The following is a 26,967-nucleotide window of genomic DNA, read 5'->3' on the forward strand; positions in this document are numbered from 1 at the left end:
ACTTATAGGAATAAAAGCAGCTAAAATAGAAGAATCTTTGTTTGAGTAAATGTTTCAAAGGCTTGAACTTATTATGATTTGATAATCGTCTAATGGTTGAATTTGAAGTACGATGAAGGGGAGCTAGTGGATTGTATAAAGAAGAAAACAGATTTCATATTAGAAAAAGTGATGATTGAATCTGATAATGAGTTGGTACGATTAATATTTTCTTATTTGAAAGATATAGAGGCTTCTGAGGACATAGTTCAAAATACGTTTATCAAATGTTAAAAAAACTCAACTCGTTTCGATATGACGCACAAATTAAAACATGGCTTTACTTGATAACCATTAACGATTGTAAAGCTTATTTAAAAAGTTGGAATTACAAAATGGTCCAAGCAAAAAGTTTTATTAATGCAACAGCAAAGTCCATATCACCATCAATTGAGAAACACGTTATTGATAAATACAACTCTGATATGATGATTATAGGGTAATGGTAAAACAATAATTAGAAACGGGGTTGAGAAAGATGGAGATATTTAAAAGGTTGTTCGGAAATAAAAAACAAGTAGAAAATAAGATTGAGGCACAGAAACCCAAAAGCGAAGAAAATTCAATCATAGGACCAACTTTAAGTTTTTCAATAGATGATGACTACAATGGGATTATTTCTGCATCATCCGTTGGTGTTTCAACGGGCAGTGTGAAAGAAGATTTTTATGTATACGAATGGTTTATAAAAGAAACCGGAGAAGTCTTTTATATAGGAAAAGGACGTGGCGATCGTTATAAGGAATTCCACGAACGAGCGTATGAAGCAGAGAAGATACGCAAGCTGTATGAAACTGATACACGCTTTATTGGAACGGGATTAACTGAAGATCAAGCAATAGAGTTGGAAAACAAAGAAATGACACGGGTACTAAATGAAACAAACGACAGGCTAACGAATCGTATAACTCCACTCCTAGCGAAAAGAGACAATGGGTATGATCGTAGTCCAAACACTCCTGAATTAAAATTTGAGACCCCGCCCTATTTATACGCAAGTGAGATAGAGGAGCATTACTTTGGGGTGAAACCTCAAGCGTTTGATGAGGTCAAGATCGAAAGCTTGGGCGCGGTGGTTTTCATTACCAGAAGTATGAGAGATGAAATTGAAATTCTTTATGGGGGGAATCTTGATAAATATAAGGAAGAAACATTACATTTGCTATCAATGAATGGCAGTAGAGTTTTAACAACCCAATTCGCAAAGTCTGTATCGGCTTGGATATTTATTGGGGATGATTATTTACAAAACTATATAGTTGACCAAGAGAAGGCTATGGAGAGGCTTGGAAGGAAGGTCCCAACATACCACTTGCTAGATGTAAGGGGATTTTTAATAAACAAGTATGGTGAAGTTGAAGCAATTTCAAAAGAAGAAGTGTTATTTAATCCGGTTCACAAACGAGTTCCATTAACTGAGATAAAGAACTTACACGATTGGAGTAAAGGATATAATGAGGGAATGCATTATTGGGAGCAAGGTGAGAAGGAACGAAAAGCTGATAATATAGAAAAGGCCATTGAGTTATTTGATAAAGCAAGATATAACGGATATGATGCACCAGCATTATATAGATCATATGCAATGGCTTATCGAAAACTAAAAGATTATGATAATGAAATAGCAATCATTGATGAAGCAATCGAGCGTACAGGTCCACAAGGAAATACTACGATTATGGAACTGAAAGTACGCCGAGAAAAAAGTTTTGTATTGAAGCAAAAGAAGATGGCATTGCCGTCTAAATAAAAAACTAGCAATTATCGGGCGAAGTTGCTGGATAACACATGTGCTTCTAACGGACCATAATTGCGGAATAATAACTGCGTATGAATGTATTGGGTACCCAAATCAATTATTCTCTAATTCATTTACCCTTGGCAAGGGGAGGAAATAAGAATGAATATTGACATAGATCCAGATGAAGTTTACCCAGTTACCTTTTGCAGAGAAAAATTTAGTGTAAGAACAATAACGATAAGCTGTAATACAAATAGATGATAAACTAAATAGTAGGAATAGTTTTATACAGTTAGTATGATGGAGTTAATAAATAGATAGTAGGAGGAGTGTTCAGATGACAAAATATGAATTATCAAACGTGTGGAAGTGGGAAGCAGAGAATTCGAATAGAGGTGGAAATCGTCCGACAGCCGGTGAACGTTTTGAACAAAAACTACCAGTCGGAGAGACACCGTTCCAACTCTATTCACTCGGAACGCCGAACGGTATTAAAGTGACGATTATGTTGGAAGAATTAAAAGAGTTGGATGTCGATGGTGCAGACTATGATTTGTATGAAATCAATATTGGTGCCGACGAACAATTTGGTTCAGATTTTGTCAACATCAATCCTAATTCTAAGATCCCAGCCCTAGTCGATCAAAGTCAAAGTCCACGTGTGGAAATTTTTGAATCAGGGTCGATTTTGCTTTACTTGGCTGAGAAATTTAATAAACTGATTCCGACAGATATTCATGGACGGACAGAAACCCTTAATTGGCTCTTCTGGCAAATTGGGGCGGGTCCTTATATTGGTGGAGGGTTTGGTCACTTTTTCGCTTATGCGCCAGAGCCTATGAAATACCCAATTGATCGTTTTACTATGGAAACGAAACGTCAATTAGACTTACTAGATAAAATATTAGCTCAGCGCTCTTATATTGCTGGTGATACCTATACTATTGCAGATATTGCGATATGGTCTTGGTACGGACGTTTAGCTTTAGGGAAATTGTATGAAGGCTCTTATGAATTTTTAAACATGGATGAATATACTCATCTCTTGGAATGGTCTCATCGCATTGCGAAACGACCAGGCGTTCAAAAAGGTCTTGCAGCAGAGTATCAGTCGCTTGGGGAGTAATTTCCAAAAAAACATGTATTGAGGATTTTCTTCTTTAAAATAGAATTGAAACCTTATATAGACATGTCAAGGACAAAGGTATCGTGAATAGGAAGAGTGGTTAATTTTACAAAATGGGTGCGATTCTTGTATAAGAGTTTTGCACCTTATTCATTAATCGGGCCATTTTCTTTAATAAATTCAATTTACTGAAACTTATACAGTACTCATTCGTATATAAAGTAAGTGAGAACTGGGCATTGTGCCTAGATTGAACCTTTTTGTGAATACAGTATTGTTAACGTAGGAAATAAATATATAAAGGAAGGAGGGGAAACCGTGAAAAAGCATATAGTCTTTCTTGTTGGTTTTATATTACTTTCTTCACTGTTGATTCTTTCATTTCAAGTGTTATCTGGGATCTTTCTAACTTCTACATACACTCCCGATATTGGTGAAGCCTGGAAAACAAGTGCTAATCTATCCCAAGAGGTAGAAGTTTTTTCAAATGGCAGCTCGTTCTTGTTTACTTTAATAACTGTTAGTTTATCAGCTATCGTTGCTTATTTTATATCACATAAGTTTACAAAGGGTGTTTACAATTAAGTGGGATAATCCTCCATATTAGGGTGCAATTCTTTAACAAGGATTTGCACCTATTTTTTATGTTGGCCAGATTACAAAATTGGACAGGGATGAGAAATTGGAAAACTTATATTTAGTGGATACATCGTTGAAGTAGATAAGAATAAAACAAAGAAACTGTATAGGGAACTTCCACTTGTTTCTGACAAAGCCCATTGCGGATGTCCTGAGTGTACGTATTACGAAAAAGCGATCTTTCAAACAACTCCAGCCATACAGCAGTTTTTTGAGCAATTTGACATTGATGCAAGAAAAGAAGCAGAAGTTTGGAGAGCCGCTGAAAATGAAGATGGAACATATTATTATGTAGCTGATTATCATTTCATTGGAAAAATTCACGGTACAGACGAATTGGATTGGATTGATCTGGATGGAGCATCTTTCGGCTTAACGAATCGTAAAGAAAGTTTACCGTCACCAATGATTCCGGATGCGTTTACATCACCAATAGTTGAATTGATTGTTAGAATAAATTTGCGTTATGGTTTTTAGCTTCATTGTCTAACGTAATGCCTTCAACAAAAGGGTGCTTTTCATGAATAACACTCTTCGATAAACGGGCGCAATTCTTGAATAAGGATCTGCGCCCTGTGTTGTAGGATTAGGCTATTATATTAAAGTTGACTAAGTGTTTATCCTTAGATAGTGGGTGAGATTGAAGGAATGATTTATTATGGAGTTGAATCATCTTTCTGGCTAAAACTTATTTTATTATTAACTATCATTGGGTTATTGATCTTTTCGTTTAGCGCAATTATGAGAAGGATTCTTAAAGTTGAAAAAAAGAAACCATTCTCACATAATCATTTGAATCCCTTGCACAAGAAAATTGATTGGACAATTAGAATTACCTTTATTGTTGCAATGATAGTCGGAGGTATTATTAATATTTCGAGACAGCCATTGAACTCAATTTTATTTTTTGAACCATACTTTTTATTATTTATGTTAATCTTTTTAACTGAGGTAGTAAGGGCAGTTATGGAATGGAAATATGCAGATAACAGAAATGCTTACATTTTAACGATTGTTGAATTAGCATTTTTTACGATATTATTGCTCTCAATGTTTATAACTGATTTTTTCGGAGTGTTTGGACAAGGCTAACCTATTAAAATTAATACTCCGGAATAGGGTGCGATTGCTTTATAAGCAATTGCGTCTTTATCGCAATCGGGCCAGATTATAAAGTTATGGGAGGGGATTTCTTGAATGCAATAGTGTTATTAACAGTGCTTTTTTCTCTGTTAATCTCGACCATAGCTTGCATCTGGATATTTAAACTGAAAAGGAATAAATGGCTAAGTGCTCTAACGGCATTGGTTTTAAATTCTGTGATTTTACTAATAGCAACTGTTATTTTTTATAACTTAGACGTACAAGTATTTCATAAACAAACAGGTGGTGTTTTTAGCAGTTTAGGAATACTAGTATTTGCATTTTTTATTCCAGTGCTAACACTTATAAATTTCTATACTCTAGAATTTATGAGATATCAACGCAAAAAGATATCTTACTAATGATTTATTTAGTTTCGTTAACGGGTGCGATTGTGCACATGGTTTATTAGCACCCGCTTAGTTGATCTTCGTTACAGCTGGCGACTCCGGAACCGTTCGGTTGCAACTCAGATCAACGGGGTCAAACCACAATCCTGTCATCGGGTGCGTAAACTGAACAACCGTTACGCACCAAACAGGCCAGAATGTTGAGTTTGTAACTTTTGCATACGAGGGGGATATAATTGGATAGAAAATCAAGGTTGATTTTTGAATATATGACAGTTGAATAAAAGCAGGAACTTATAGTGCTATTAAAACAAGATAGACAGGAATTAAGTGCAGATTATACAAGTAATGGACATACATACTCGAAAATTATTAGGCAAGTTATTCATTACGCATTGGATAAATGGGATTTAGAAATTAATAAATTAAATAATGTTATTCAAAATAACATAGGTCCAATTATACAAGTGTAAAAATAATAATACAATCGACCACAATTGAATGCCGATAATTGCAGAGGGCTGCCATTCAACCCGACTCAATGATCAAATTATAGCTACTACTTAATCAGATTGAGTCCCCCTGCAAGAAAGGTCGTCATGAAGCACGACCTTTGCGAATAAAATAAAGTAGCAGCAGTACACTCTTTTAATGTCGAATTCTCAAATGACAACAAAACATCGCGCCTAGTTTATTCCTTTTGCTTCTTCTGCGTCAATATTGCTTGCCGCGCAAGTGTATCTGCCGTCTTGTTTGTACTGTCCGCAATCCACTTAATAAAGAAAAAATCAAACGTCGCCGCGAGTCTTAATGCCTCCTTCAAATGAGGTACATACTGCTCATTCTTGACAAATTCCTTCTCCATCGACTGTACGACCACCGTCGAATCCGAGCGCACCGACACCATGCCTGTTGTCAGCTTAGATGCCTCCTCAAGACCTCTCACAAGCGCTTGAAACTCCGCATGATGATTATTCGTCGGATCAATCGACTCACTAATCCGGACATCCTGACCTTCTCCTTTAATATACACGCCAATTCCGCTCAGCCCAGGATTACCTGCGCTAGCACCGTCTATGTACACTTCCAACATGAGATTTTTCTCTCCAATCTGGTAATAAAATGTAAAAAACGTAGAAACACTTGCAACATCCCGTTAGCCGACTTAAAATAGAAAGAAGAAAGGTGGGAGTTCTTTTCTAATGAATAAAGTAGTTGTCATGAAAGAAATTAATCAATTGCTCGATATATATTGTGAAGGTTGTTACGTGAAAAAACAACTAACAAACGAACGCGGCAAAACAGGCGCTCACCAATTTTGTATTTCTGACTGTACTGTAGGAGACCAGTTGCAATTCCTTGGAAGAGAAATCAACAAGATCAGTACTGCATCCAAATAAATAACGAAAAAGCATCCCGCAACTGCGTGGATGCTTTGTTTATGTTATAAATTCAGCTGTTTACGTCGAGATGAGGTTGCACTTCATCCTCAAGAGTCGATACGTTAGCCGCCTGTGGACCACGATTTCCTTCAATTACTTCAAAAGAAACTGTTTGACCTTCAGCCAGTGTCTTAAATCCATCTGTAGCAATTCCTGTGAAATGCACAAAAACATCTTCACCATCATCTGCTTCGATAAATCCATACCCTTTGTCACTGCTGAACCACTTCACTTTACCTTGGTGCATAATAATTCCTCCTCGGCAATTAGAAATCCATCTCCACACGTAACGTACAAGTCTACTACTGACAACTTGCCCAATACGGCTTCTTACACTATACATGAGTGGGCCGAGCGTGTCAATGTTAGAAGGAATATTCTGATTACTATTCAAAAATAGCAAGGAATGTATTGGTTTTTATCTGACTATTCCCTATAATGAAGAAGTATTCATTTTTTATACATAAGAATCAGATAAGGAAGTGTTGGAGTGAAAATTGTCATCCCGCTTTTGCAAGTAGGAATTTTATACATACTATTTTTAACAGGTGAGTTTTTACGCGCCAAACTATCCATTCCTTTGCCGGGGAGCATTATCGGTTTGCTCGTGTTATGGGGACTGTTATCGATCAAAATCATCCCACTTCGCTGGGTGGAAAAAGGGGCATATGTATTTTTATCGACTTTACCATTGTATTTGATTCCTGCAACGGTTGGAGTGATGGATTATGGTCATGTTTTCGCAGGTAAGGGAAGTCTACTGATCTTGATCACAATCGGTAGTACATTGATCACGATGGTCGTCGCCAGTCTGGTTAGCCAATTTATGGCCAAGCGCCATGTGAAAGAGGAGGGGACTCTTTCATGAATACAGTCTTACTTGCCTTCACGATGATATTGTTAACGGTTATTCTTTATTTTGTGATGAACGTCGTCTACGTAAGGTTACGTTCGCCGTTTCTAGTACCTATCCTGACAACGACTATCGCAGTCATTGTCTTGTTATCGTTATTCGATGCGTCATATGAAACGTATATGGTAGGTGGTAAATGGATTGACGCGTTGCTTGGCCCTGCGATCGTCTCTCTTTGTATTCCACTCTATAAGCAACGGGATGTCATCAAAAAGAATGTATTGCCCATCTTTGGTGGAGTCGTTGTCGGAGGTGTTGTCGGGATGTTGACAGGTGTCCTCGCAGCGAGATGGGTCGGATTTTCAACTGAACTTCTAGCGAGTATTTTACCAAAATCCATTACTTCCCCAATCGCCATGCAAATAGCGGAAGAACTCGGTGGCATACCTTCGCTAGCGACGGTATTTGTCATTATCGCCGGACTTGCTGGAATCCTAATGGGTCCTTGGATCAATCGCTGGTTCAAGATTGATACAGCGATTGGTCAGGGCATTGGCCTTGGAGTGGGTGCGCACGCGATTGGAACTTCTAAAGCGCTTGAATACGGGGAACAAACGGCTTCCATGAGTTCGGTTGCCATGACTTTATCGGCGATTATCGGCGCACTTGTCGGTCCTATATTTGGTATTTGGTTGTTTCCATAGAAAAGCGGAATTCCTATTCAATTAGGAATCCCGCTTTTTTTAATGCTTCTTCCGCATCGTGTAGTTGTTCTGGTCGTGGAGCAGAAATAGCGTGTAAATGAATCCCGCTTTCGTCCAAATTCAATAGATAAGGGGCTTGTGCCTGCTGGATCTGTTCGATAAACGTTTTGACTTCTTGCCGGTTCGATACCATGATCGATGCGCGCACATCGCCGTACACAGGATGTTCTACCCGTACATCTCTGACAGTTACGCCGTGGTCGACTAAAATATGCAATTCTTCTTCAGTTTGTTCAGGAGCGTGTTTACAGACGATGATTTTTTCAATGTCTTTTACACTTTTAGTTGACTGCGTGTATAAGTATCCTTGATTCGTCGCCATGATGGGTTCGTCTTTTGCTTTCAACAAATTAATATCACTAACGATTACTTGTCTACTGACTTTTGTTAAATCACCTAATTCTGCGCCGGTAACGGGATGATTTGCTTCTTTTAACGTTTGGAGAATCAAATTTCGACGCTGCTCTCCTGCCACTTTTGCTTTTTGTCGCAAAAATCTCACCTGCCATCTATAAAATATCTATCGGGATTTGTACAGTAGGTGTTAATACTGCAACTTCAAGCAACGCTTTTGCCAGTTGGGTGACGTTTTCACTAGTTGATGTCTCACCAAATGAAATCCGAATGAATCCTTTCGCCAAATGGGCGGGGATATTCATCGCAGTCATTGTCATTGATGACTGTTGTTGACCGACCTGACAAGCACTACCTGTCGATATCGCAAATCCTCTTCTATTTAATTCTAACATAATGAGCTGTCCTTCTGAGTGTTTGGCGCATAGACCGATAATTTGCGGAAGTTGATCAGATGTCTGGAGACCGCCATAGAAAGTGAATACATCTTGCTGGGTAGAGAGTATATCAATAAAGAGAGAGCGTAATGTAGCGTACTTGACTTCATTACTATTTGCCAGCTCAGCTGCCGTAACGAATGCAGCAATTCCCGGTACATTCATCGTTCCACCTCTAAATCCTTTCTCTTGTGTAGCTCCTGGAAATAGCGGAACTGCACGAATATGTGGATCGATATAGACTGCACCAACCCCTTTTGGACCATGCACTTTATGGCTTGATATAGACAGGCTGTCTACATATGGAGAGATGGCGCGCACAGATAATTTACCAAAAGATTGTACACAGTCACTATGCAAATAAATCCCTTTAGGTTTTACTAGTTCAGATATAGATCGGATCGGTTGAATGGTACCGATTTCTGGATTGCAGTGTTGCACGGATACGACAGTCGTTTGTTCTGTAATGGCATTTTCGAGAGCTAGTAAATCGATGAAGCCTTTCGTTGTAAAAGGAATGAACGTAACAAAGAACCCTTGTCTTTCCAGGTACGCTGCAGCTGAATGGAGAGAAGGATGTTCTGCAGCGGAAAGAATAATATGCTGTCCTTTTTTCTTTGCCGACTCAGCTAAAGATAATAGTGCGAGAATGTTACTTTCCGTACCACCCGAAGTGAAGTATATCCCTTCAGGACGTACCCCTAAAAGTGCAGAAAGGTTTTGTCTACTATGGGACAAGATGTTTTGCGCAGCCCCTCCTGCGTCGTGGAGGCTCGTTGTGTTACCAAACTGTTGTTGAGAGACCGACACATAGACCGAGGCGGCTTCCTCACGGAGTGGCGTCGTGGCGGCGTAATCAAAGTAATGCAATTGAATGACCTCCTGCAATAAATAGTATATTCATCTTGTCATATAACTGTTTATATGTAAAGATAGATGTAAAGACACTAAGTAAAAAAGAAGGGTCGTAGGACTGCACATGAATAGAATCAAATTGGTCTCAATGCTTGAACAGTTTTTCATAGAAGACGTGGGAGATGGAGATCTATCGGCTAATACATTATTTCCTGCTGATGCGATAGGTGAAATGCAAATCATCTCTAAAACTTCAGGAGTATTTTGTGGAGTAGATGTCATCACGACAGGTTTTCAAGTGATGAATCCATCTATAGAAGTCGAATGTCTAGTAGAAGATGGTGAAAGAATAACAGATAAGCAAGTACTCGCGATTGTTAAAGGTTGTGTTAGGGATCTATTAACTGCGGAACGAGTAGTACTGAATTGTATTCAGCGGATGAGTGCGATTGCAACGAAAACTGCTGATCTAACTGCATTATTGTCTGGAACGAAGACGAGAGTTTGTGACACACGCAAAACAGCTCCTGGGCTCCGCATGCTAGATAAATATGCAGTCCGTACAGGCGGTGGATTTAATCATCGCAATGGCTTGTATGACGCAGTGATGCTAAAAGATAATCACTTGGCTTACGCGGGTTCTATTACGAATGCCGTGCAACTACTGAGAACACGTTTAGGTCACACAGTGAAAATAGAAGTAGAAATCGAATCTCTAACGCAACTACAAGAAGCTATCGAAGCAAACGTGGATATTATTATGTTTGATAACCGGTCGCCACAAGAAATTACTGACTGGTTGCCATTAGTACCTGCTCATATCATGACAGAAGCTTCGGGCATGATTACAGAAGACACCATCGCTTCTTATGGCAAGACAGGAATTGATTACATATCGGTCGGCGCACTGACACATTCCGTAATGGCAGCTGACATTAGTGCTACTATACAACTCACTACGCAGGAGGACTGAAGAACATGTCGATGATGGAACTTGTAAGAGAACAGGCAAACGCTATGTTGCCAGAACAGTATAAACAGTTTACGGTTAGTGAAATGGAAGAAAAGATTCGGACCATTAAACAAACATTAGGCAACAAATTATTTATACCTGGCCATCACTACCAAAAAAATGAAGTGATTCAATTTGCAGATGCTACGGGAGATTCTTTGCAATTAGCGCAAATCTGCGCAGCAAACGAAGAAGCCGAACATATTGTGTTTTGTGGCGTGCACTTCATGGCGGAAACGGCGGATATCCTAACAACGGAAAATCAAAAAGTCTATTTGCCTGATATGCGTGCTGGTTGTTCGATGGCTGATATGGCGGATATCTACCAGACGGAACGAGCGTGGATTGACTTGCAAGCACGTTTTGGAGATACGATTCTTCCATTGACGTACGTCAACTCAACGGCAGCAATCAAAGCATTTGTCGGGCGTAATGGTGGTGCAACAGTGACATCGTCAAATGCCAAAGAAATCGTTCAATGGGCTTTCACTCAGAAAAAACGTATTTTATTCTTACCTGATCAGCATTTAGGGCGCAACACAGCGTATGGACTTGGAGTGCCTCTCGATCATATGGCTGTATGGAATCCTATTACAGATACTCTCGAATACGCTGGACAAAACGAAGAGTGTCAAGTGATATTGTGGAAAGGACATTGCTCGGTCCACGAAAACTTCACGGTAGAAAATATTCGACAGTTACGTGAAAATGATCCTGATCGTCGTATTATTGTTCACCCGGAATGTTCTCACGAAGTCGTGATGAAATCTGATGATAATGGTTCAACGAAGTATATTATTGATCAAATTGAATCCGCCGCTCCTGGAACGAAATGGGCGATCGGAACAGAAATGAATTTAGTCAACCGTCTGATGGAAAATCATCCGGATCAAGATATCATTTCATTAAACCCTTTAATGTGTCCTTGTTTGACAATGAACCGTATTGATTTACCTCATTTACTTTGGAGTCTTGAAAGTATCATAGAAGGCGCGGAGCAAAATATTATCCAAGTGGATGAAGCTACTTCCGCTGATGCGATGGATGCGCTAAACCGTATGTTGCAACGAAACTAACGTAGCTGCGCTTGACAATTACTCTGAATATTGTATGATTGGGAAAATGATATTGAATGTTGAAGAAGGATCAGTAGATAAATAGCATGTGTTAGAGAGCGGAATCCATCGGCTGGAAGTTTCCGTCGCAATGCCTTGTCGAACCTGCCTTTTGAGTCCTGTGAAAACACAGGCGCGCACCTTGGCGTTAGAAGGAAAGCGGGATTCATATAAATGGATCCAATGATGGTGGCACCGCGGAAGTTATGTCCTTTCGTCCTGATTATATCGGGACGATTGGGCTTTTTTATTTCCTAAAAGCAGATGATATGGAGAAATGGAAGGCGAATGTATATGAAAAGACAACGAATCGTTGTGAAAATCGGTAGCAGCTCGTTAACGAATGATAATGGAGAAATAGATCAAGTGAAATTCAATGATCATGTCGATGCCTTGGCGATGCTAAAAAACGTTGGACATGAAGTCATTGTCGTCTCTTCAGGAGCGGTCGCGGCAGGCTTTGCCCGTCTCGGTTATTCTTCCCGTCCACAGACCATAAAAGGTAAGCAAGCCGCAGCGGCAGTAGGGCAGAGCTTATTGATACAGTCTTATATCGAAAGATTTAGCGCTCATAAAGTAATACCAGCACAGATCTTATTGACGCGTCATGACTTTGCCGATCGCGATCGATACCGCAACGCATTTGCGGCGATGTCTGAATTACTTGACCGTGGTATTATGCCGATCATTAATGAAAATGATACGGTGTCCATTGACGAGTTAACATTCGGTGATAATGATATGCTATCCGCATTAGTCAGTGGTTTTCTACACGCGGATCAGTTGATTATTTTAACCGATGTCAATGGCATCTACACAAGTAATCCACGAACAGATCCAGACGCTGTACGAGTGACTAAGTTGGATGAAATTACAGATGAATTACTGGGCGGTGCTGATGATGTCGGCTCAAAAGTCGGTACAGGGGGCATGCGTTCGAAGATACTGGCTGCAAAAACCGCTCACACATTGGCAGTTCCAGTATTCATTGGAACAGGGCGTGGTCCGTCAAAATTACTGGACATTTTAAAAGGTCATGGAGACGGTACATATATTTCCAGTCCTGTTGCCAATACGATCAATACGAACCGTCAATGGATTGCACTTCATTCCGAATCAACTGGACGTCTATATGTGGATAAAGGTGCCGAAGAAGCCATTGTGCATAATGGCCGCAGTTTATTACCTGCAGGTGTCTTTAAAGTACAAGGTGACTTTGGTATTGGCGAAGTCGTGGAAGTGTTCGGTTTAGATGGTTTGATCGGTAAAGGTGAAGTCACCTATTCATCTGAACAATTAAAACAAACGATATCCAATAAGGATAAATTGGAAGAATTCAAACCGATGCTAGAAGTCATTCACCGTGATCGCTGGGTACAAGTATAATTAAAGGAGAGAAGTTATTATGAGTGAAATTAAAGCTAAAGGCAAGGCTGCTAAAGAAGCGAGTATTGAACTGAACGTGGCAACGACAGAAGAGAAAAACCATGCATTGCAATTGATTGCCGATCAATTATTGGAAGAACAGGATCAATTGCTCACGGAGAATAAAAAAGATATTGAAGAAGGTCGTGAAAGAGGAATTGACTCGGCCGTTCTCGATCGTATTTTATTGACGCCTGAGCGTATTGAAGCTATGGCGGAAGGTGTTCGTCTACTAATTGAATTACAAGATCCAATTGGAGAAACGCTTGAAGAAATCCACAAAGAAAACGGATTACATATTGTCAAGAAGCGCGTGCCGATCGGTGTCATTGCAATGATTTATGAAGCACGACCGAATGTTACGATCGATGCTGCGTCCCTCGCTTTGAAAACAGGGAATGCGGTCGTGTTGCGGGGAAGTTCGTCTGCGAAATATTCCAATTTGGCCCTATGGCGTGTTATTCAACGCGGACTCGAAAAAAGTTCATTACCAGTCGATTCTGTTCAATTAATAGAAGACACGAGTCGAGAAACAGCGAAAGAATTGTTCACACTCAATGACTATTTAGATGTCTTGATTCCACGTGGCGGAGCTAAGTTGATACAGACTGTTATCCGTGAGTCTACAGTACCGGTGATTGAAACAGGGGCGGGGAACTGCCATGTGTTTATCGATGAATCCGCAGATGAGAAAATGGCGATTGATATAGTAGTCAATGCCAAAACCCATCGTCCGTCGGTTTGCAACGCGATCGAAACCGTTTTGATCGATTCCAACTGGTTGACGCGACATGGAAAGCGTTTGATTAAAGCATTACGTGACCAAGACGTGCAACTACAAGGTGACGATCAACTACAGGCATTTGATTCAGATGTCGCAGCGGTTGAACAAAATGATTGGTCAAATGAATACCTGGACTTGACATTACGCTTGAAGAGCGTGGAAAATGTACAGCAAGCATTAGATCATATAGCAACATTCAGTACGAAGCATTCAGAAAGCATTATTACACAGACGGATGCACATGCTGAGCAATTTTTAAATAACGTAGATGCCGCAGCTGTTTACGTTAATGCTTCCACACGCTTTACGGATGGTTTTGAATTCGGTTATGGTGCTGAAATCGGTATCAGTACACAAAAGCTTCACGCGAGAGGTCCAATGGGATTAGAAGCATTGACTTCTTCGAAATTTGTAATTCGGGGAACCGGACAAATCAGATAATATTTAGGAGGGTTTATTTATGGCCAATGAAAAACATATTTTACACTATGAAACTTCCGCACCAAAAGACAAACCAGCAGCGGATGATCCACTCGCTTTCGGAACAATTTTCACAGATCACATGTTTGTAATGGACTATACAGATGGAACTGGATGGCATGATCCTCGTATTGAGCCGTATAAGCCATTTCTTTTAGATCCAGCCGCTATCGTGTTGCATTATGGACAAACTGTTTTTGAAGGGTTGAAAGCCTATTTAAACGAAGACAAGGAAGTAGTTTTGTTCCGTCCAGAGGAAAATATGAAACGCCTGAACCGTTCAAATGATAGATTATGCATGCCGATGTTCGATGAGAAATTCGTATTAAGCGCACTAAAGGAATTGATTTCTGTTGATAAAGATTGGATTCCGGATAGAGCAGGGACATCACTTTACGTCCGTCCTTTCATTTTCGCTACACAGCCTTATTTAGGTGTAGCTCCTTCTAAAACGTACCGCCTAATGATCATTTTATCGCCGGTAGGTCCATATTATAAAGAAGGAGTTAATCCGGTCAAAATTGCAGTTGAATCAGAATATGTCCGTGCGGCAGTAGGTGGTACAGGCTCTGCGAAAACAGCTGGTAACTATGCAGGCGCGATGAAAGCTCAAGAAGTGGCGGAAGCGGAAGGGTATTCACAAGTTCTGTGGCTGGATGCAAAAGAACATCGTTATATAGAAGAAGTGGGAGCGATGAATGTATTCTTCAAAATCAATGGAGAAGTTATCACCCCAAGCCTCAATGGCAGTATTTTGGAAGGTATCACGCGTAAGTCCGTTATCGAGTTATTGATCGCTTGGGATATTCCAGTTACAGAACGTAAAGTGTCCATCGAGGAAATTATGGAAGCCAATCGAGAAGGCACATTAGAAGAGGCATTCGGTACAGGAACGGCTGCTGTTATTTCTCCGATAGGTGAACTATTCTTTGAAGGTGAAAAATGCGAGATCAATCAGAATGAGATCGGTGAACTTTCGCTAAAGCTTTACGAGACGATTACAGGCATCCAGACTGGAAAAATAGAAGATCCATTTAACTGGGTCGTGCCGGTAGACTAATTTCCTTCACAAATCAGGTGGAATGGTCCGTGACAACTGCGGTGCTGTGAAGTACACTGTTAATAGTTTTGATTGAAGGGGAGTTTCCTGATGAACAAAAGTTTGATCGTTCTATTCCTGGCAGTGATGCTATTTACAGTGACAGGATGCGGAAAAACGTCTTCCGCCCCGTCGAGTGCGGAAGATTTATTGAAGAAAGCGGAACAAGCGATGGATGAATTGGAATCGGTCCATGCCAATATCGCGTACGACGAAAGTAGTGTCACATCCGATCCTGCAAAGCGTACAAGCAAAAATGTACAAGTCCAGGCGGATATTGAACAGAATCCACTGAAGGTTTCAGAGGAAGTCGTCTGGAAAATTCCAAAACAAGGCGCGAAAAACATTCAACTATTCCGCCAAGGTAATGAATTGGCTATGCAAGAGACAGTTGAAACAGAAAAAAGTGAATGGCAAGAGCTAACAGATAAGCAACGCATAGAATTGCTTGGTGTGTGGGTGCCGTTTGTTTCTCCTGTAATGGACTTTTCGCTGTTAAAACCTTTTTTGCATGATGCAGAAATAGAAAAAATTGATTATGGCTATGCAGTGCAGTTTTCTCTATCTCCTGCTGATTATCGTCAGTTGATGGAAGTTGTATCAGTGAATAGTCCGCAACCAGAAAAATTTGTCCATACGCATGGCGGATTTCCTGTAGTGGAGAAACTGGATGTAGAGCTGACGGTAAACGAAAAGACCATGTTTGTGACGGGCATGAAGATGTCGGCGAATGTTACGAGTTATTTCGGACGGGATTATATTCGTTATAAGCAGAAGCTCGATGCAAAGTATAGTTATTTTAATGATATTGATTCGATTTCCACACCGAAAGATGCAGAGATGTTCAAGTAATACGAGAAAATCCACACTGACCTAGCAAAGGTTGGCGTGGATTTTTTGTACTATCTAGCTAAATTCCTAACGTGGATTCTTTTGGCCTTTGAATGATTGAAGACGCTTGTGAATGGCGGCCATTCTAGTTTCTTCACCGGCTTCTACAGGGGTATAGAACTTAGAGTTTACTAGGCTGTCAGGCAAGTACTGCTGGTCTGTCCAACCGCCAAATGTGCCTACCGGTGTTGCGTGTGGATAGACGTATCCGCCATGACCAAGTGCGGCAGACCCGCTGTAGTGTGTATCACGTAAATGCATGGGGATTTCGCCTGTTGGTTTCTCATGCAGTGTTTTTGTAGCCGCATCGATAGCTTTATAAGCGGAGTTTGATTTAGAAGCCAGACACATCTCTATAATTGCCGTGGCCAGTGGAATACGTGCTTCTGGCATGCCAAGACGTTGTGCGGCGTCTGTGGCCGCGAGAACTCGGCTTCCGACATCCGGCGCTGCCAAACCGATATCTTCATAACTCATGACAAGCATCCGTCTTGTAACAGCTGTGAGGTCTCCAATTTCGAGTAGTTGGGCCAAATAATAAAGTGCGGCATCGACATCGCTTCCGCGTACACTTTTTTGCAAAGCAGATAATAAATTAAAATGATGCGAGCCCTTTTTATCGCCTAGTAAACTAACTCTAGTCAATAATTGAGCAAGCAATGCATCTTCAATAATAATCTTGCCGTCCTCTTCATCACTTGCAGCAAGTAATGATTCAAGGAAAGTTAAAGCTTTTCGCGCATCACCATTCACGCCTTCTGAGATTTTCTCCAGTTGTTCTGTTGTGATGTCAATCGTTTCCTTACCGAGTCCTTTTTTCTCGTCTTTCAATGTACGCTCGAGTAATTCCAGTAAATCTTTTGGTTGCAATCGTTTTAATTGGACGATTTCTCCACAACGTGAACGAATAGCGGGATTGACATCATGGAATGGATTTTCCGTTGTCGCACCGATCAAGACAATCGCACCGCTTTCTACATGAGGAAGCAGTGTATCCTGCTGCAATTTATTGAAACGATGGATTTCATCTAAGAATAACAACACTTTGCCCGTCATCCGTGCTTCTTTCACTACATCTTCTACGTCTTTTTTTCCTGCTACTGTGGCATTCAACGCAATGAAAGGTAGTTTTGACGTACCTGCGATTGCGTATGCTAGAGACGTTTTGCCGATACCTGGTTCACCATATAATAAAAGGGACGGGACATGCCCGTTCTTGATCATCCGATATAAGGGAGTATTGTTGCCGATGACCTGGTCTTGTCCGATCACTTCATCAATCGTCTCAGGCCGCATGCGAAAAGCCAAAGGTTCATTATGCATGTACATCCTCCTAGCGTACGTTTGTTCTTTCATTATACCGTAAAACATTAGTGAAGTCATTTGCAAGAACCAGTGATACAATTATGCTATACTGATTTCAGCAATTTTAGTAAAGGACGATGCCCAATGAAAATATCCACTAAAGGACGATACGGACTTACAGTAATAGTAGAATTAGGACGAAAATATGGAGAGGGTCCTGTGCCTTTGCGTAAAATCGCAGAAGAGCAAAATCTCTCTGAAGCATACCTGGAACAACTGATCCCGCCTTTACGCAACAGTGGAATGGTGAAAAGTGTTCGCGGTGCCTACGGTGGCTATAAACTCGCAAAAGATCCTTCTGAAATCGTGGCAGGTGACGTAATTCGTTTGCTTGAAGGACCGATCCAATTAGTCGAAGGGCTTGATGACGATGATATTCCGCAACGGGAACTATGGAAACGAATCGGAGACGCAATCCGAGGAGTATTGGATCATACGACGATCAAAGATTTAATTGAATTTGAAGATACGTCGACTGCTGATGAATACATGTTCTATATTTAAAGGAGTTTAGTTATGAAACCAGCTATATATTTAGACTATGCTGCCACGACACCGATACATCCAACTGTATTGGAGCGATTCACCACTGCGCTGCAGGATACATATGGTAATCCTTCAAGTACACATCAATTCGGTCGTCACGCGAGGAAAGTGCTGGAAGATGCACGCAAAACGTTAGCCTCTTCGATCAATGCATCACCTAATGAAATCATTCTTACTTCTGGAGGAACAGAAGCGGATAACTTGGCGGTTTTTGGGTGTGTACGATCGTCGGAAACAGAAGGCAAACATATTATTACAACGGAAATCGAACATCATGCGGTGTTAAATCCGTGTAAACAACTGGAGTCACAAGGCTATAAAGTGACCTATCTTTCACCTAACCGCAATGGGGTCATAACTACAGAGCAAGTTCAGCACGCATTAACAGATGAAACCATTTTGGTGTCCATCATGTATGGAAACAACGAGGTGGGGACAATACAGCCAATTGCGGAGATCGGCCAGCTTCTCTCCACACATCAGGCCGTCTTCCATACAGATGCAGTGCAAGCTTACGGTACGTGCCAACTGGATGTCGAGGAACTGCAAGTTGATTTATTATCAGTTTCAGCACATAAACTTAATGGGCCAAAAGGAATCGGCTTTCTTTATCAGCGAAAAGGTAAGATGCTATCGAGCCAAGTATTCGGAGGTTCACAAGAGAGGAAACGCCGTGCAGGTACAGAAAATGTACCAGCTGTAGTTGCATTTGCAGAAGCGGTCTCCATTGCCGAGCAATCAAAGCTCGTTAAACAAAAAAACTATTCTACGTATAAACAAATAATGGCGGATGTCTTTGAAAAGCATCAAATCGATTTCCAACCGACCATCCCCCATGCAGTAAGATCTTTGCCGCATATTTATCACGTATCGTTTCCGGGCACCGATGTGGAGACATTTTTGATGAGTTTGGATTTAGACGGTATAGCCGTATCAAGCGGTTCTGCTTGTACTGCAGGATCATTTGAACCGTCACATGTCGTAACGGCTATGTTCGGTACGGAATCAGATAACGCTAGAAACTCGATCCGCATTAGTTTCGGCTATGATTTGGATGAATCCATTATAGAAGAAGCAGCCAATCGAATCGCAAGTGTAGTCAAACGACTAGTGAAATGAATTAAGTAAAGGATGAACAATATGACAACGAAAAAAGCACCTGCCGATACACGTGTAGTCATTGGAATGTCAGGCGGAGTGGACTCTTCGGTTGCGGCATTACTATTAAAACAGCAAGGCTATGAAGTGATCGGAATCTTTATGAAAAACTGGGATGACACGGATGAATCTGGACATTGTACCGCGACGGAAGATTTCGAAGACGTACGCAGTGTCTGTGATCAAATCGGCATTCCGTATTACTCTGTCAATTTTGAAAAGCAATATTGGGATAAAGTATTCACGTATTTCTTGGATGAATATAAAAAAGGCCGTACGCCGAATCCAGATGTAATGTGTAATAAAGAAATCAAATTCAAGGCATTCCTCGAGCACGCAAAAAGTCTAGGTGCCGATTATTTGGCGACTGGACATTATGCACAAGTCGTAGAACGCGAAAACGGTGTAGCGATGCTCCGTGGTGTAGACAATAATAAAGATCAAACCTACTTCTTGAATCAATTAACGCAAGAACAACTTCAGCAAGTACTGTTCCCTCTAGGTCATATGGAGAAAAGCAAAGTCCGTGAAATCGCCGAACAAGCAGGACTCGCAACAGCAAAGAAAAAAGATTCAACGGGAATCTGTTTCATCGGCGAGCGCAATTTCAAGGAATTCCTTGGCGAGTACTTGCCTGCACGTCCAGGTGAGATGCAGACAATGGCTGGAGTGAAGATGGGTAAGCATGACGGACTCATGTATCACACAATTGGCCAGCGTCATGGTCTAGGCATCGGTGGAGCTGGTGAACCTTGGTTTGCGGTCGGTAAAGACTTGGAGCGCAACGTCTTGCTAGTTGAACAAGGCTTCTATCATGACACATTGTTCTCAACTAGTTTGCAAGCGACTGACATGAATATTTGTTCACCGAAAGAATTACCCGAGACATTCACTTGTACAGCTAAATTTCGTTATCGCCAACCGGATACTAAAGTAACTGTGCAATTATTGGGTGATCAAGCGATCGTCACTTTCGATGAACCTGTTCGCGCAGTCACACCAGGACAAGCTGTTGTGCTGTATGACGGTGACGAGTGCCTCGGTGGCGGCACGATCAATGAAGTATATAAAGACGGTAAAAAACTGACGTACGTAGGATAAGGAGGCAACAGCATGTCGATACATCAAGATGCAATTAAAGAAATGCAAGAAGGCAATTATGAGAAAGCAATTGAGCTTTTCATGAAAGCAGTAGAAGAAAATCCGGAAGAGCCTACAGGCTATATCAATATTGGAAACATCTTTGCGTCTCTTGGAGATGCTGAGCAGGCGGAACCATTTTTCCAAAAAGCGTTGACGCTTGATGAAAATGCAGGAACCGCTTTTTATGGACTGGCGAATCTGTATTACAATCAAGAGCGCTTTGAAGAAGCAGCAAAATTATATGAAAAAGCAATCAATACAGGATTGGATTCTGCCGATGCCTATTTCATGCTCGGTAAAAGCATTGAACAAACAGGTAATGATCGTTTAGCACTGCCATATTTGCAGCGTGCTGTTGAATTAAATCCGGATGATCAGGAAGTGGCATTGTCCTACGGAATTTTACTAGCTAAGCTTGAATTATTTAAAGAGGCTAAGCCGGTATTCGAATCCATTTTGGCGGTAGCTCCTGATCATGCGGATAGCCATTATAATTTGGGTGTTTTATATGCAGTCTCCACAGAAGACAAAACAAGTGCGCTATCACACTTAGAGCAAGCCTTCACTTCGGAACCTGAGCACACACAAGCGCGTTATTTGTTCGATATGATCAAGCTCGGCGAACAGGGCGAGTAATCCATTAGGTGAAAAAGGAGGGAGACCTAGCGATGAGTGAAACAGAACCATATTTAATCGGTAGGCCGGTCGTGACAATTTTCCATAATACGACGAATCTATTTTCCATCGTCAAGTTGAAAGTCACTTCCACCAATACCGATTACCGCGACAGTGAAATAGTGATCAAAGGGTCATTCCCTCCTTTAGTTGCGGAAGAAGATTATAAATTTACGGGTCGACTTGTTACCCATCCTGTACATGGACAGCAGTTTGATGTGCAGACGTTTTCGAAAGAGTTACCTGCGACGGAGGCGGGTCTGATTCATTATCTTTCTGGTGACTTATTTCCTGGAATTGGGAAGAAAACGGCGAGTGATATTGTCAAAACACTCGGCAATAATGTCATTCAGAAAATTCTTGAAGACCGCAGTGTTCTTGACCAAATCCCACGTTTGAGCGACGAGCGGAAAGATACGCTCGTTTCGGTGTTGCAGGAAAATCTAGGTCTTGAGCGTACAATGGTGCAACTCAATGAATGGGGCTTCGGTCCACAAGTGGCCATGCGTATATATCAAGCGTATCAAGATGATGCGATCACCATTCTGACAGAAAATCCATACCGTTTAATTCAGGAGATCGAAGGAATCGGCTTTCAACGAGCAGACGATCTCGCAAAGCAACTGGGGCTCGTCGGGGATCATCCCGCGCGTATTAAGGCAGCTGTTTATTACAGCGTACATAGTGAAGTACAGTCTGCAGGACATGTCTACGTAGAATCGGAGACGATCTTGCCACAAGCGAAGCTGTTGCTTGAATCGAGTCAGGCTCATATCATCTCGTACGAATCGATTACCCAAGCAGTGATTGAACTCGTCGAAGAAGGTGCACTGTCTGCTGAAATGCAACGTCTTTATTTACCTTCTCTTTATTTTTCGGAAATTGGTATTGCAGCAAAAGTAAATAAAATTCTTGAAAATGAAGTTGCTGATCAATTTCCTGCTTCTGAAATTAGAAAAGCTATAGGTGAAATTGAGGAACGTTTGGAAGTGCAATATGCCGAAACGCAAGTCGAAGCCATCGAGCGCGCCCTTCATTCTTCACTGCTCGTGTTAACGGGTGGCCCAGGGACGGGGAAGACCACTGTGATTAGAGGGTTGGTTGAGGCCTATGCAGAACTGCATGGTCTCTCACTCGACATCGAAGAGTATGCACGGAAAAAAGAACCGTTTCCAATCATTTTGGCAGCCCCTACAGGACGCGCTGCGAAACGTATGTCTGAATCGACCGGATTACCTGCGATGACGATCCATCGTCTACTCGGTTTTACGGGTCAGGAAGCTGAAGAAGAGACTGAACGAGAAGTGGACGGCAATCTCATCATCATTGATGAAACATCCATGGTGGATACTTGGCTCATGCATCAGCTGTTAAAAGCTGTCCGCAACGATGCGCAGTTATTGTTCGTTGGTGACCAGGACCAACTACCTTCCGTTGGACCTGGTCAAGTGTTGCATGACTTCATGCAGTCAGGGAGAATCCCGGTTGTTGAACTGACTGATATTTTTCGACAAAGTGAAGGCTCGACAATTATCGAAATGGCACATATGATCAAGCAAAAAGAATGTACGATGGATGTCACAAAGAAAACATCGGACCGTTCATTTATCAAAGCATCAAGTGATCAAATACTGCCTGCGGTCAAACAAATCATTGAAAATGCGACATCAAAAGGACATTCCATTAAAGACATCCAAGTACTGGCACCGATGTATAAAGGTCCAGCAGGTATAGATGGCTTGAATAAGATGATCCAAGAAGTAACGAATCCACCTGCAGAGGGTAGAAAAGAAATGGTTTTCGGTGAAACGACGTATCGCATAGGAGATAAAGTACTACAACTCGTCAACCAACCTGAAAGTAATGTCTTCAATGGGGATATGGGGGAAGTCGTTGCGATCATGTTAGCGAAAGAAACTACTGACAAAAAAGCGATCATGGTGGTTTCCTATGACGGCAATGAAGTGCAGTATGAGCGAAGTGATTTGAATCAGCTGACACTTGCGTATTGTTGTTCTATCCATAAATCCCAAGGCAGTGAATTTCCGATTGTGGTCATGCCGATCGTGAGAAGTCAGCGGAAAATGTTGCGACGGAATCTCCTTTACACTGGGATTACGCGCGCTAAGAACTTCTTAATACTGTGTGGTGAAGCGGAAGAATTTAAGGCGGGTATTGCGCGCACTGACGAAACAGAACGACAGACGACGCTAAAAGAACGCATTACGGGGGAAACGCAAGAAAATCTAGCAATACATCACAAGGAACCCATCTCAGTCGATGAAGCACCCGCAAAAGTGACGGTTGAACCACAAGACACGGCACCGGCAAAGTTAACGATGGACAATTTTACTGGAATCGACCCGCTCGTGGGCATGAACAACGTGTCACCATTCGACTTTCTTGAAGTGACGGATTGACAAAGCGAGAGAACTTTCCTATAATTCGTTTAGAAATAATCAAAACGTTGAAGGAACAAGTACCTGTTTATTCTGTGTCATAGAAAAGAGCTTCTTGGCTGAAAAAGCTCCCTCAGATCTACAGCGAACGCTATTCCGAAGTTGCAGGCTAATCCCTGCCGTCTTGCCGCGTTAAGGCAACTCGAGATACCGCGTTATGCGGTAATTAGGGTGGTACCGCGATCAATGAAACCTTCGCCCCTTTATACAAGGGGTGGAGTTTTTTTAATTTTAGGAGGAGTAAAACGATGAGAAAACTCACGGCATCTGAAATTCGCCAAATGTTTTTAGACTATTTTAAAGAGCACGGGCATAATGTAGAACCATCAGCAGCATTAGTGCCAGTTGATGATGCATCACTATTATGGATTAACAGTGGAGTCGCTACATTGAAGAAATATTTTGATGGACGAGTGATTCCTGAAAACCCGCGGATTGCTAATGCGCAAAAATCGATCCGCACAAACGATATTGAAAATGTCGGCTATACAGCACGTCACCATACGTTCTTTGAAATGCTCGGCAACTTTTCTATTGGTGATTATTTCAAAGAAGAAGCAATTATTCGTGCGTGGGATTTCCTGACAAATGAACAATGGATCGGTTTTGATCCCGAACGCTTATCCGTTACGATCCATCCGGAAGACGAAGAAGCGTATGCTATCTGGAAAGATCAGATTGGTATTCCGGTTGAGCGCATCATTCGCCTCGAAGGCAACTTCTGGGATATCGGTGAAGGCCCAAGTGGTCCAAACTCTGAAATCTTCTACGACCGCGGACCGAGTTATGGCGACGATTTCTCCGATCCTGAATTATATCCAGGTGGAGAAAACGAACGGTATTTGGAAATCTGGAACTTAGTATTCTCTGAGTTCAATCATAATCCTGATAACACGTACACACCGCTACCAAAGAAAAACATCGATACGGGAATGGGTCTTGAGCGCATGGCATCCGTTATCCAAGATGTGCCAACAAACTTCGATACAGACTTGTTCTTACCGATCATTGAAGCAGTTGAAAATGTTTCAGGCAGAAAATACGGTGAAACTACTCAAGCAGACACGGCATTTAAAGTCATTTCGGATCATATCCGCACAGTAGCATTCGCTATTGGCGACGGAGCACTTCCGTCCAATGAAGGCCGTGGCTATGTTCTGCGTCGTCTATTAAGAAGAGCGGTCCGTTTCGCGAAACAATTAGGTATTGATAAGCCATTTATGTACATGCTGGTACCTATTGTTGGGGATATCATGAAAGACTTCTACCCCGAAGTCCACGATAAACAAGCGTTCATTATGAAAGTCGTGAAAAACGAAGAGGACCGTTTCCACGAAACATTGCATGACGGTATGGCGATTTTAACGACGATCATTGAAAAGGCTAAAGCTTCAGGCTTACCAATCGTTTCAGGCTCTGATGCGTTCAAACTCTATGACACATACGGCTTCCCGTTTGAACTAACAGAGGAATTTGCCCTCGAAGAAGATGTGGCAGTCGACCGTATCGGATTTGACGAAGAAATGGCTGCACAACGAAACCGTGCGCGTGCTGCGCGTGCGACTTCGGACTCTATGCATATTCAATCGGGCGTTCTTGGTGAAATTCATGAAGCGAGTGAATTCATCGGCTATGGCCAACTAGAAACAACTGCGATCGTCAGTGTCCTGGTTCAAGACGGTCAACGTATCGCACATGCAACTGAAGGAGAAACGGTACAAATCATTTTGGATCAGACTCCGTTCTATGCAGAAAGTGGCGGTCAAGTAGCTGATAAAGGAATGATTACAAACGAGTCGTTCACTGCGGAAGTTCGCGACGTCAAAAAAGCGCCAAATGGACAGAACTTGCACACAGTCTTCATCAGTTCCGGTGAATTGAATGAAGGCGTATCAGTTAGCGCGAAAGTGGACGAGTTCTCACGCAAGCTGACGATCAAAAATCATACGGCTACACACTTATTGCACCGCGCATTGAAAGATGTTCTTGGTGAACATGTCAATCAAGCAGGTTCATATGTTGGTCCCGATCGCCTTCGCTTTGACTTCTCCCATTTTGGACAAGTCACAAAAGAAGAACTCGAGCGCATCGAATTCCAAGTCAATGAACAAATTTGGGCAGGTACATCTGTCCATACGATCATTTCACCAATTGCTGAAGCGAAAGAAATGGGTGCGATGGCATTGTTCGGCGAGAAATACGGCGATATCGTTCGCGTTGTTAAAGTCGGAGACTACTCTGTCGAGCTTTGTGGAGGGTGTCACGTTAACAACACGTCCGACATCAACGTATTCAAAATCGTTTCTGAAAGCGGTATTGGAGCGGGCACGCGACGTATTGAAGCCTTCACGGGTGGACAAGCATTCCGTTCATTTAAAGAAGACCAAGCAATCATCGATCAAGTCGCAACAACTGCAAAAGCTACTCCGAAAACAGTTGTCACAAAAGTCGAATCGATTCTTGCTGACTTTAAAGAACTTCAACGTGAAAATGAATCATTGCAAGCGAAAATGGGCAACAGCCAATTAGCCAGTATCATGGAAACGGCTCAGCAGATCGATGACGTCACAGTCATTTCTGCAAATGTGGAAGTGAAAGACAATAACGGTTTACGTCAATTGATCGACGAAATGAAACAAAAAACTTCCAAAGGCGTCATTGTACTTGGTACAGTAACGGATGGAAAAGTTATGCTAGCGGCTGGTGTTACCGATGATTTACGAGGCGGCAACTACCACGCGGGTAAAATCGTCAACCATGTGGCGTCACTTTGTGGCGGAAAAGGTGGCGGGCGTCCAGACATGGCGATGGCAGGGGCGAAAGATGCGTCAAAACTTGATGATGCGCTTCAATCCGTGTATGATTATGTAAAATCTGTTTAACCATTTCAGAGAACGATTCATCATAAATTGTAGATACATGTTACTAGTTAATTTTCATTTGGGTGGCTAAATTGCCTACCCGGATGATTGAACTAGAATGAATACGTGCGGTGATTTAATCACAAATCTATGTACTATGTATATTATGACGGTAGATCGTTACACACATAAATGGAAATCGGAAAGCGGG

Annotated in this window: 24 protein-coding genes; 19 read left to right on the top strand and 5 right to left on the bottom strand. The window is 41.7% G+C overall.

All coding sequences use genetic code 11. The features are described from left to right. Nucleotides 1-517 precede the first annotated feature (517 nt). The 4 genes from SporoP8_RS16020 to SporoP8_RS16040 all read left to right on the top strand — a co-directional run bounded on the left by SporoP8_RS16020 (nucleotide 518) and on the right by SporoP8_RS16040 (nucleotide 4,637). On the top strand, nucleotides 518-1,789 hold the full coding sequence (locus tag SporoP8_RS16020) for a GIY-YIG nuclease family protein (RefSeq protein WP_085133440.1): 1,272 nt from the start codon (nucleotides 518-520) through the stop codon (nucleotides 1,787-1,789). A gap of 328 nt (nucleotides 1,790-2,117) precedes the next feature. After that, nucleotides 2,118-2,906 carry a glutathione-dependent disulfide-bond oxidoreductase gene (gene yghU, locus SporoP8_RS16025; RefSeq protein WP_085133441.1) on the top strand — a complete coding sequence of 263 codons (789 nt, stop codon included), beginning with the start codon at nucleotides 2,118-2,120 and terminating at the stop codon, nucleotides 2,904-2,906. A 318-nt stretch (nucleotides 2,907-3,224) separates the two neighbouring features. Next, nucleotides 3,225-3,491, top strand: coding sequence for a hypothetical protein (locus SporoP8_RS16030; RefSeq protein ID WP_085133442.1), 267 nt, complete (start codon nucleotides 3,225-3,227; stop codon nucleotides 3,489-3,491). Between the two features lie 702 nt (nucleotides 3,492-4,193). Next, on the top strand, nucleotides 4,194-4,637 hold the full coding sequence (locus SporoP8_RS16040; protein WP_085133704.1) for a DUF4181 domain-containing protein: 444 nt from the start codon (nucleotides 4,194-4,196) through the stop codon (nucleotides 4,635-4,637). A gap of 1,092 nt (nucleotides 4,638-5,729) precedes the next feature. Here SporoP8_RS16040 and SporoP8_RS16050 read toward each other — a convergent pair. Then, complete coding sequence (locus SporoP8_RS16050; RefSeq protein WP_085133445.1) at nucleotides 5,730-6,131, bottom strand: reverse transcriptase-like protein; 402 nt, start codon at nucleotides 6,129-6,131, stop codon at nucleotides 5,730-5,732. Nucleotides 6,132-6,240: 109 nt separating this feature from the next. Here SporoP8_RS16050 and SporoP8_RS16055 point away from each other — a divergent pair, with 109 nt between their 5' ends. Further along, on the top strand, nucleotides 6,241-6,438 hold the full coding sequence (locus tag SporoP8_RS16055) for a zinc-finger domain-containing protein (protein ID WP_085133446.1): 198 nt from the start codon (nucleotides 6,241-6,243) through the stop codon (nucleotides 6,436-6,438). Between the two features lie 52 nt (nucleotides 6,439-6,490). Here the strand turns inward: SporoP8_RS16055 and SporoP8_RS16060 are convergent, their stop codons facing one another. Next, nucleotides 6,491-6,727 carry a cold-shock protein gene (locus SporoP8_RS16060; protein WP_085133447.1) on the bottom strand — a complete coding sequence of 79 codons (237 nt, stop codon included), beginning with the start codon at nucleotides 6,725-6,727 and terminating at the stop codon, nucleotides 6,491-6,493. Between the two features lie 243 nt (nucleotides 6,728-6,970). Here SporoP8_RS16060 and SporoP8_RS16065 point away from each other — a divergent pair, with 243 nt between their 5' ends. Further along, on the top strand, nucleotides 6,971-7,348 hold the full coding sequence (locus SporoP8_RS16065; protein WP_085133448.1) for a CidA/LrgA family protein: 378 nt from the start codon (nucleotides 6,971-6,973) through the stop codon (nucleotides 7,346-7,348). Next, entirely contained in the window at nucleotides 7,345-8,037 is a 693-nt protein-coding gene (locus tag SporoP8_RS16070) for an LrgB family protein (RefSeq protein ID WP_085133449.1), read from the top strand. Before SporoP8_RS16065 ends, SporoP8_RS16070 begins: the two co-directional genes overlap by 4 nt. Before the next feature lie 13 nt (nucleotides 8,038-8,050). On the opposite strand, the gene SporoP8_RS16075 is transcribed toward SporoP8_RS16070, so the two are convergent. Both SporoP8_RS16075 and SporoP8_RS16080 read right to left on the bottom strand, forming a co-directional pair. Beyond that, nucleotides 8,051-8,590: a transcription repressor NadR gene (locus SporoP8_RS16075; RefSeq protein WP_085133450.1), complete on the bottom strand. Its 540-nt coding sequence runs from the start codon at nucleotides 8,588-8,590 to the stop codon at nucleotides 8,051-8,053. Between the two features lie 16 nt (nucleotides 8,591-8,606). Next, a complete protein-coding gene (locus SporoP8_RS16080) occupies nucleotides 8,607-9,758 on the bottom strand; it encodes an IscS subfamily cysteine desulfurase (RefSeq protein WP_085133451.1) in 1,152 nt (383 codons plus the stop codon). 109 nt (nucleotides 9,759-9,867) lie between these two features. On the opposite strand from SporoP8_RS16080, the gene nadC reads away from it, so the two are divergent. From nadC to SporoP8_RS16110, 6 genes are all read left to right on the top strand, one after another. After that, nucleotides 9,868-10,716, top strand: coding sequence for a carboxylating nicotinate-nucleotide diphosphorylase (gene nadC / locus SporoP8_RS16085; protein WP_085133452.1), 849 nt, complete (start codon nucleotides 9,868-9,870; stop codon nucleotides 10,714-10,716). Between the two features lie 5 nt (nucleotides 10,717-10,721). Further along, nucleotides 10,722-11,831 carry a quinolinate synthase NadA gene (gene nadA, locus SporoP8_RS16090; RefSeq protein ID WP_085133453.1) on the top strand — a complete coding sequence of 370 codons (1,110 nt, stop codon included), beginning with the start codon at nucleotides 10,722-10,724 and terminating at the stop codon, nucleotides 11,829-11,831. A gap of 333 nt (nucleotides 11,832-12,164) precedes the next feature. Next, nucleotides 12,165-13,256, top strand: coding sequence for a glutamate 5-kinase (proB, locus tag SporoP8_RS16095; protein WP_085133706.1), 1,092 nt, complete (start codon nucleotides 12,165-12,167; stop codon nucleotides 13,254-13,256). 19 nt (nucleotides 13,257-13,275) lie between these two features. Further along, a complete protein-coding gene (locus SporoP8_RS16100) occupies nucleotides 13,276-14,520 on the top strand; it encodes a glutamate-5-semialdehyde dehydrogenase (RefSeq protein ID WP_085133454.1) in 1,245 nt (414 codons plus the stop codon). 19 nt (nucleotides 14,521-14,539) lie between these two features. Continuing rightward, complete coding sequence (locus SporoP8_RS16105; protein WP_085133455.1) at nucleotides 14,540-15,619, top strand: branched-chain amino acid aminotransferase; 1,080 nt, start codon at nucleotides 14,540-14,542, stop codon at nucleotides 15,617-15,619. 90 nt (nucleotides 15,620-15,709) lie between these two features. Beyond that, entirely contained in the window at nucleotides 15,710-16,510 is an 801-nt protein-coding gene (locus SporoP8_RS16110; protein WP_085133456.1) for a DUF6612 family protein, read from the top strand. 66 nt (nucleotides 16,511-16,576) lie between these two features. Here SporoP8_RS16110 and SporoP8_RS16115 read toward each other — a convergent pair whose 3' ends face one another. After that, on the bottom strand, nucleotides 16,577-17,872 hold the full coding sequence (locus SporoP8_RS16115) for a replication-associated recombination protein A (RefSeq protein ID WP_085133457.1): 1,296 nt from the start codon (nucleotides 17,870-17,872) through the stop codon (nucleotides 16,577-16,579). Between the two features lie 126 nt (nucleotides 17,873-17,998). Here SporoP8_RS16115 and cymR point away from each other — a divergent pair, with 126 nt between their 5' ends. The 6 genes from cymR (at nucleotide 17,999) to alaS (ending at nucleotide 26,777) form a co-directional block, all read left to right on the top strand. After that, the gene (gene cymR / locus SporoP8_RS16120) at nucleotides 17,999-18,418 is read left to right on the top strand and encodes a cysteine metabolism transcriptional regulator CymR (RefSeq protein ID WP_085133458.1); all 420 of its coding nucleotides are present in this window, start codon (nucleotides 17,999-18,001) and stop codon (nucleotides 18,416-18,418) included. Between the two features lie 12 nt (nucleotides 18,419-18,430). Beyond that, nucleotides 18,431-19,579 carry a cysteine desulfurase family protein gene (locus SporoP8_RS16125; protein WP_085133459.1) on the top strand — a complete coding sequence of 383 codons (1,149 nt, stop codon included), beginning with the start codon at nucleotides 18,431-18,433 and terminating at the stop codon, nucleotides 19,577-19,579. Nucleotides 19,580-19,600: 21 nt separating this feature from the next. Then, nucleotides 19,601-20,719, top strand: a complete 1,119-nt coding sequence (gene mnmA / locus SporoP8_RS16130) for a tRNA 2-thiouridine(34) synthase MnmA (protein WP_085133460.1) — start codon at nucleotides 19,601-19,603, stop codon at nucleotides 20,717-20,719. A 12-nt stretch (nucleotides 20,720-20,731) separates the two neighbouring features. Further along, nucleotides 20,732-21,397 (top strand): tetratricopeptide repeat protein, encoded by a 666-nt coding sequence (locus SporoP8_RS16135; protein WP_085133461.1) that lies wholly within the window; start codon nucleotides 20,732-20,734, stop codon nucleotides 21,395-21,397. 32 nt (nucleotides 21,398-21,429) lie between these two features. Then, on the top strand, nucleotides 21,430-23,856 hold the full coding sequence (locus SporoP8_RS16140) for an SF1B family DNA helicase RecD2 (RefSeq protein WP_085133462.1): 2,427 nt from the start codon (nucleotides 21,430-21,432) through the stop codon (nucleotides 23,854-23,856). A 287-nt stretch (nucleotides 23,857-24,143) separates the two neighbouring features. Beyond that, nucleotides 24,144-26,777, top strand: coding sequence for an alanine--tRNA ligase (gene alaS / locus SporoP8_RS16145; protein WP_085133463.1), 2,634 nt, complete (start codon nucleotides 24,144-24,146; stop codon nucleotides 26,775-26,777). The last annotated feature ends 190 nt before the right edge of the window (nucleotides 26,778-26,967 follow it).

Origin of the sequence: Sporosarcina ureae (assembly GCF_002101375.1) — a bacterium.
Taxonomy (GTDB): domain Bacteria; phylum Bacillota; class Bacilli; order Bacillales_A; family Planococcaceae; genus Sporosarcina; species Sporosarcina ureae_B.

Coding starts and splice junctions, on each gene's coding strand:
- nadA (WP_085133453.1), top strand. CDS start 10,722: ATGTCGATGATGGAACTTGTAAGAGAACAGGCAAACGCTATGTTGCCA.
- cymR (WP_085133458.1), top strand. CDS start 17,999: ATGAAAATATCCACTAAAGGACGATACGGACTTACAGTAATAGTAGAA.
- yghU (WP_085133441.1), top strand. CDS start 2,118: ATGACAAAATATGAATTATCAAACGTGTGGAAGTGGGAAGCAGAGAAT.
- SporoP8_RS16050 (WP_085133445.1), bottom strand. CDS start 6,131: ATGTTGGAAGTGTACATAGACGGTGCTAGCGCAGGTAATCCTGGGCTG.
- alaS (WP_085133463.1), top strand. CDS start 24,144: ATGAGAAAACTCACGGCATCTGAAATTCGCCAAATGTTTTTAGACTAT.
- SporoP8_RS16135 (WP_085133461.1), top strand. CDS start 20,732: ATGTCGATACATCAAGATGCAATTAAAGAAATGCAAGAAGGCAATTAT.
- SporoP8_RS16020 (WP_085133440.1), top strand. CDS start 518: ATGGAGATATTTAAAAGGTTGTTCGGAAATAAAAAACAAGTAGAAAAT.
- SporoP8_RS16105 (WP_085133455.1), top strand. CDS start 14,540: ATGGCCAATGAAAAACATATTTTACACTATGAAACTTCCGCACCAAAA.
- SporoP8_RS16070 (WP_085133449.1), top strand. CDS start 7,345: ATGAATACAGTCTTACTTGCCTTCACGATGATATTGTTAACGGTTATT.
- proB (WP_085133706.1), top strand. CDS start 12,165: ATGAAAAGACAACGAATCGTTGTGAAAATCGGTAGCAGCTCGTTAACG.
- SporoP8_RS16110 (WP_085133456.1), top strand. CDS start 15,710: ATGAACAAAAGTTTGATCGTTCTATTCCTGGCAGTGATGCTATTTACA.
- SporoP8_RS16040 (WP_085133704.1), top strand. CDS start 4,194: ATGATTTATTATGGAGTTGAATCATCTTTCTGGCTAAAACTTATTTTA.
- SporoP8_RS16115 (WP_085133457.1), bottom strand. CDS start 17,872: ATGCATAATGAACCTTTGGCTTTTCGCATGCGGCCTGAGACGATTGAT.
- SporoP8_RS16060 (WP_085133447.1), bottom strand. CDS start 6,727: ATGCACCAAGGTAAAGTGAAGTGGTTCAGCAGTGACAAAGGGTATGGA.
- nadC (WP_085133452.1), top strand. CDS start 9,868: ATGAATAGAATCAAATTGGTCTCAATGCTTGAACAGTTTTTCATAGAA.
- SporoP8_RS16100 (WP_085133454.1), top strand. CDS start 13,276: ATGAGTGAAATTAAAGCTAAAGGCAAGGCTGCTAAAGAAGCGAGTATT.
- SporoP8_RS16055 (WP_085133446.1), top strand. CDS start 6,241: ATGAATAAAGTAGTTGTCATGAAAGAAATTAATCAATTGCTCGATATA.
- SporoP8_RS16140 (WP_085133462.1), top strand. CDS start 21,430: ATGAGTGAAACAGAACCATATTTAATCGGTAGGCCGGTCGTGACAATT.
- mnmA (WP_085133460.1), top strand. CDS start 19,601: ATGACAACGAAAAAAGCACCTGCCGATACACGTGTAGTCATTGGAATG.
- SporoP8_RS16125 (WP_085133459.1), top strand. CDS start 18,431: ATGAAACCAGCTATATATTTAGACTATGCTGCCACGACACCGATACAT.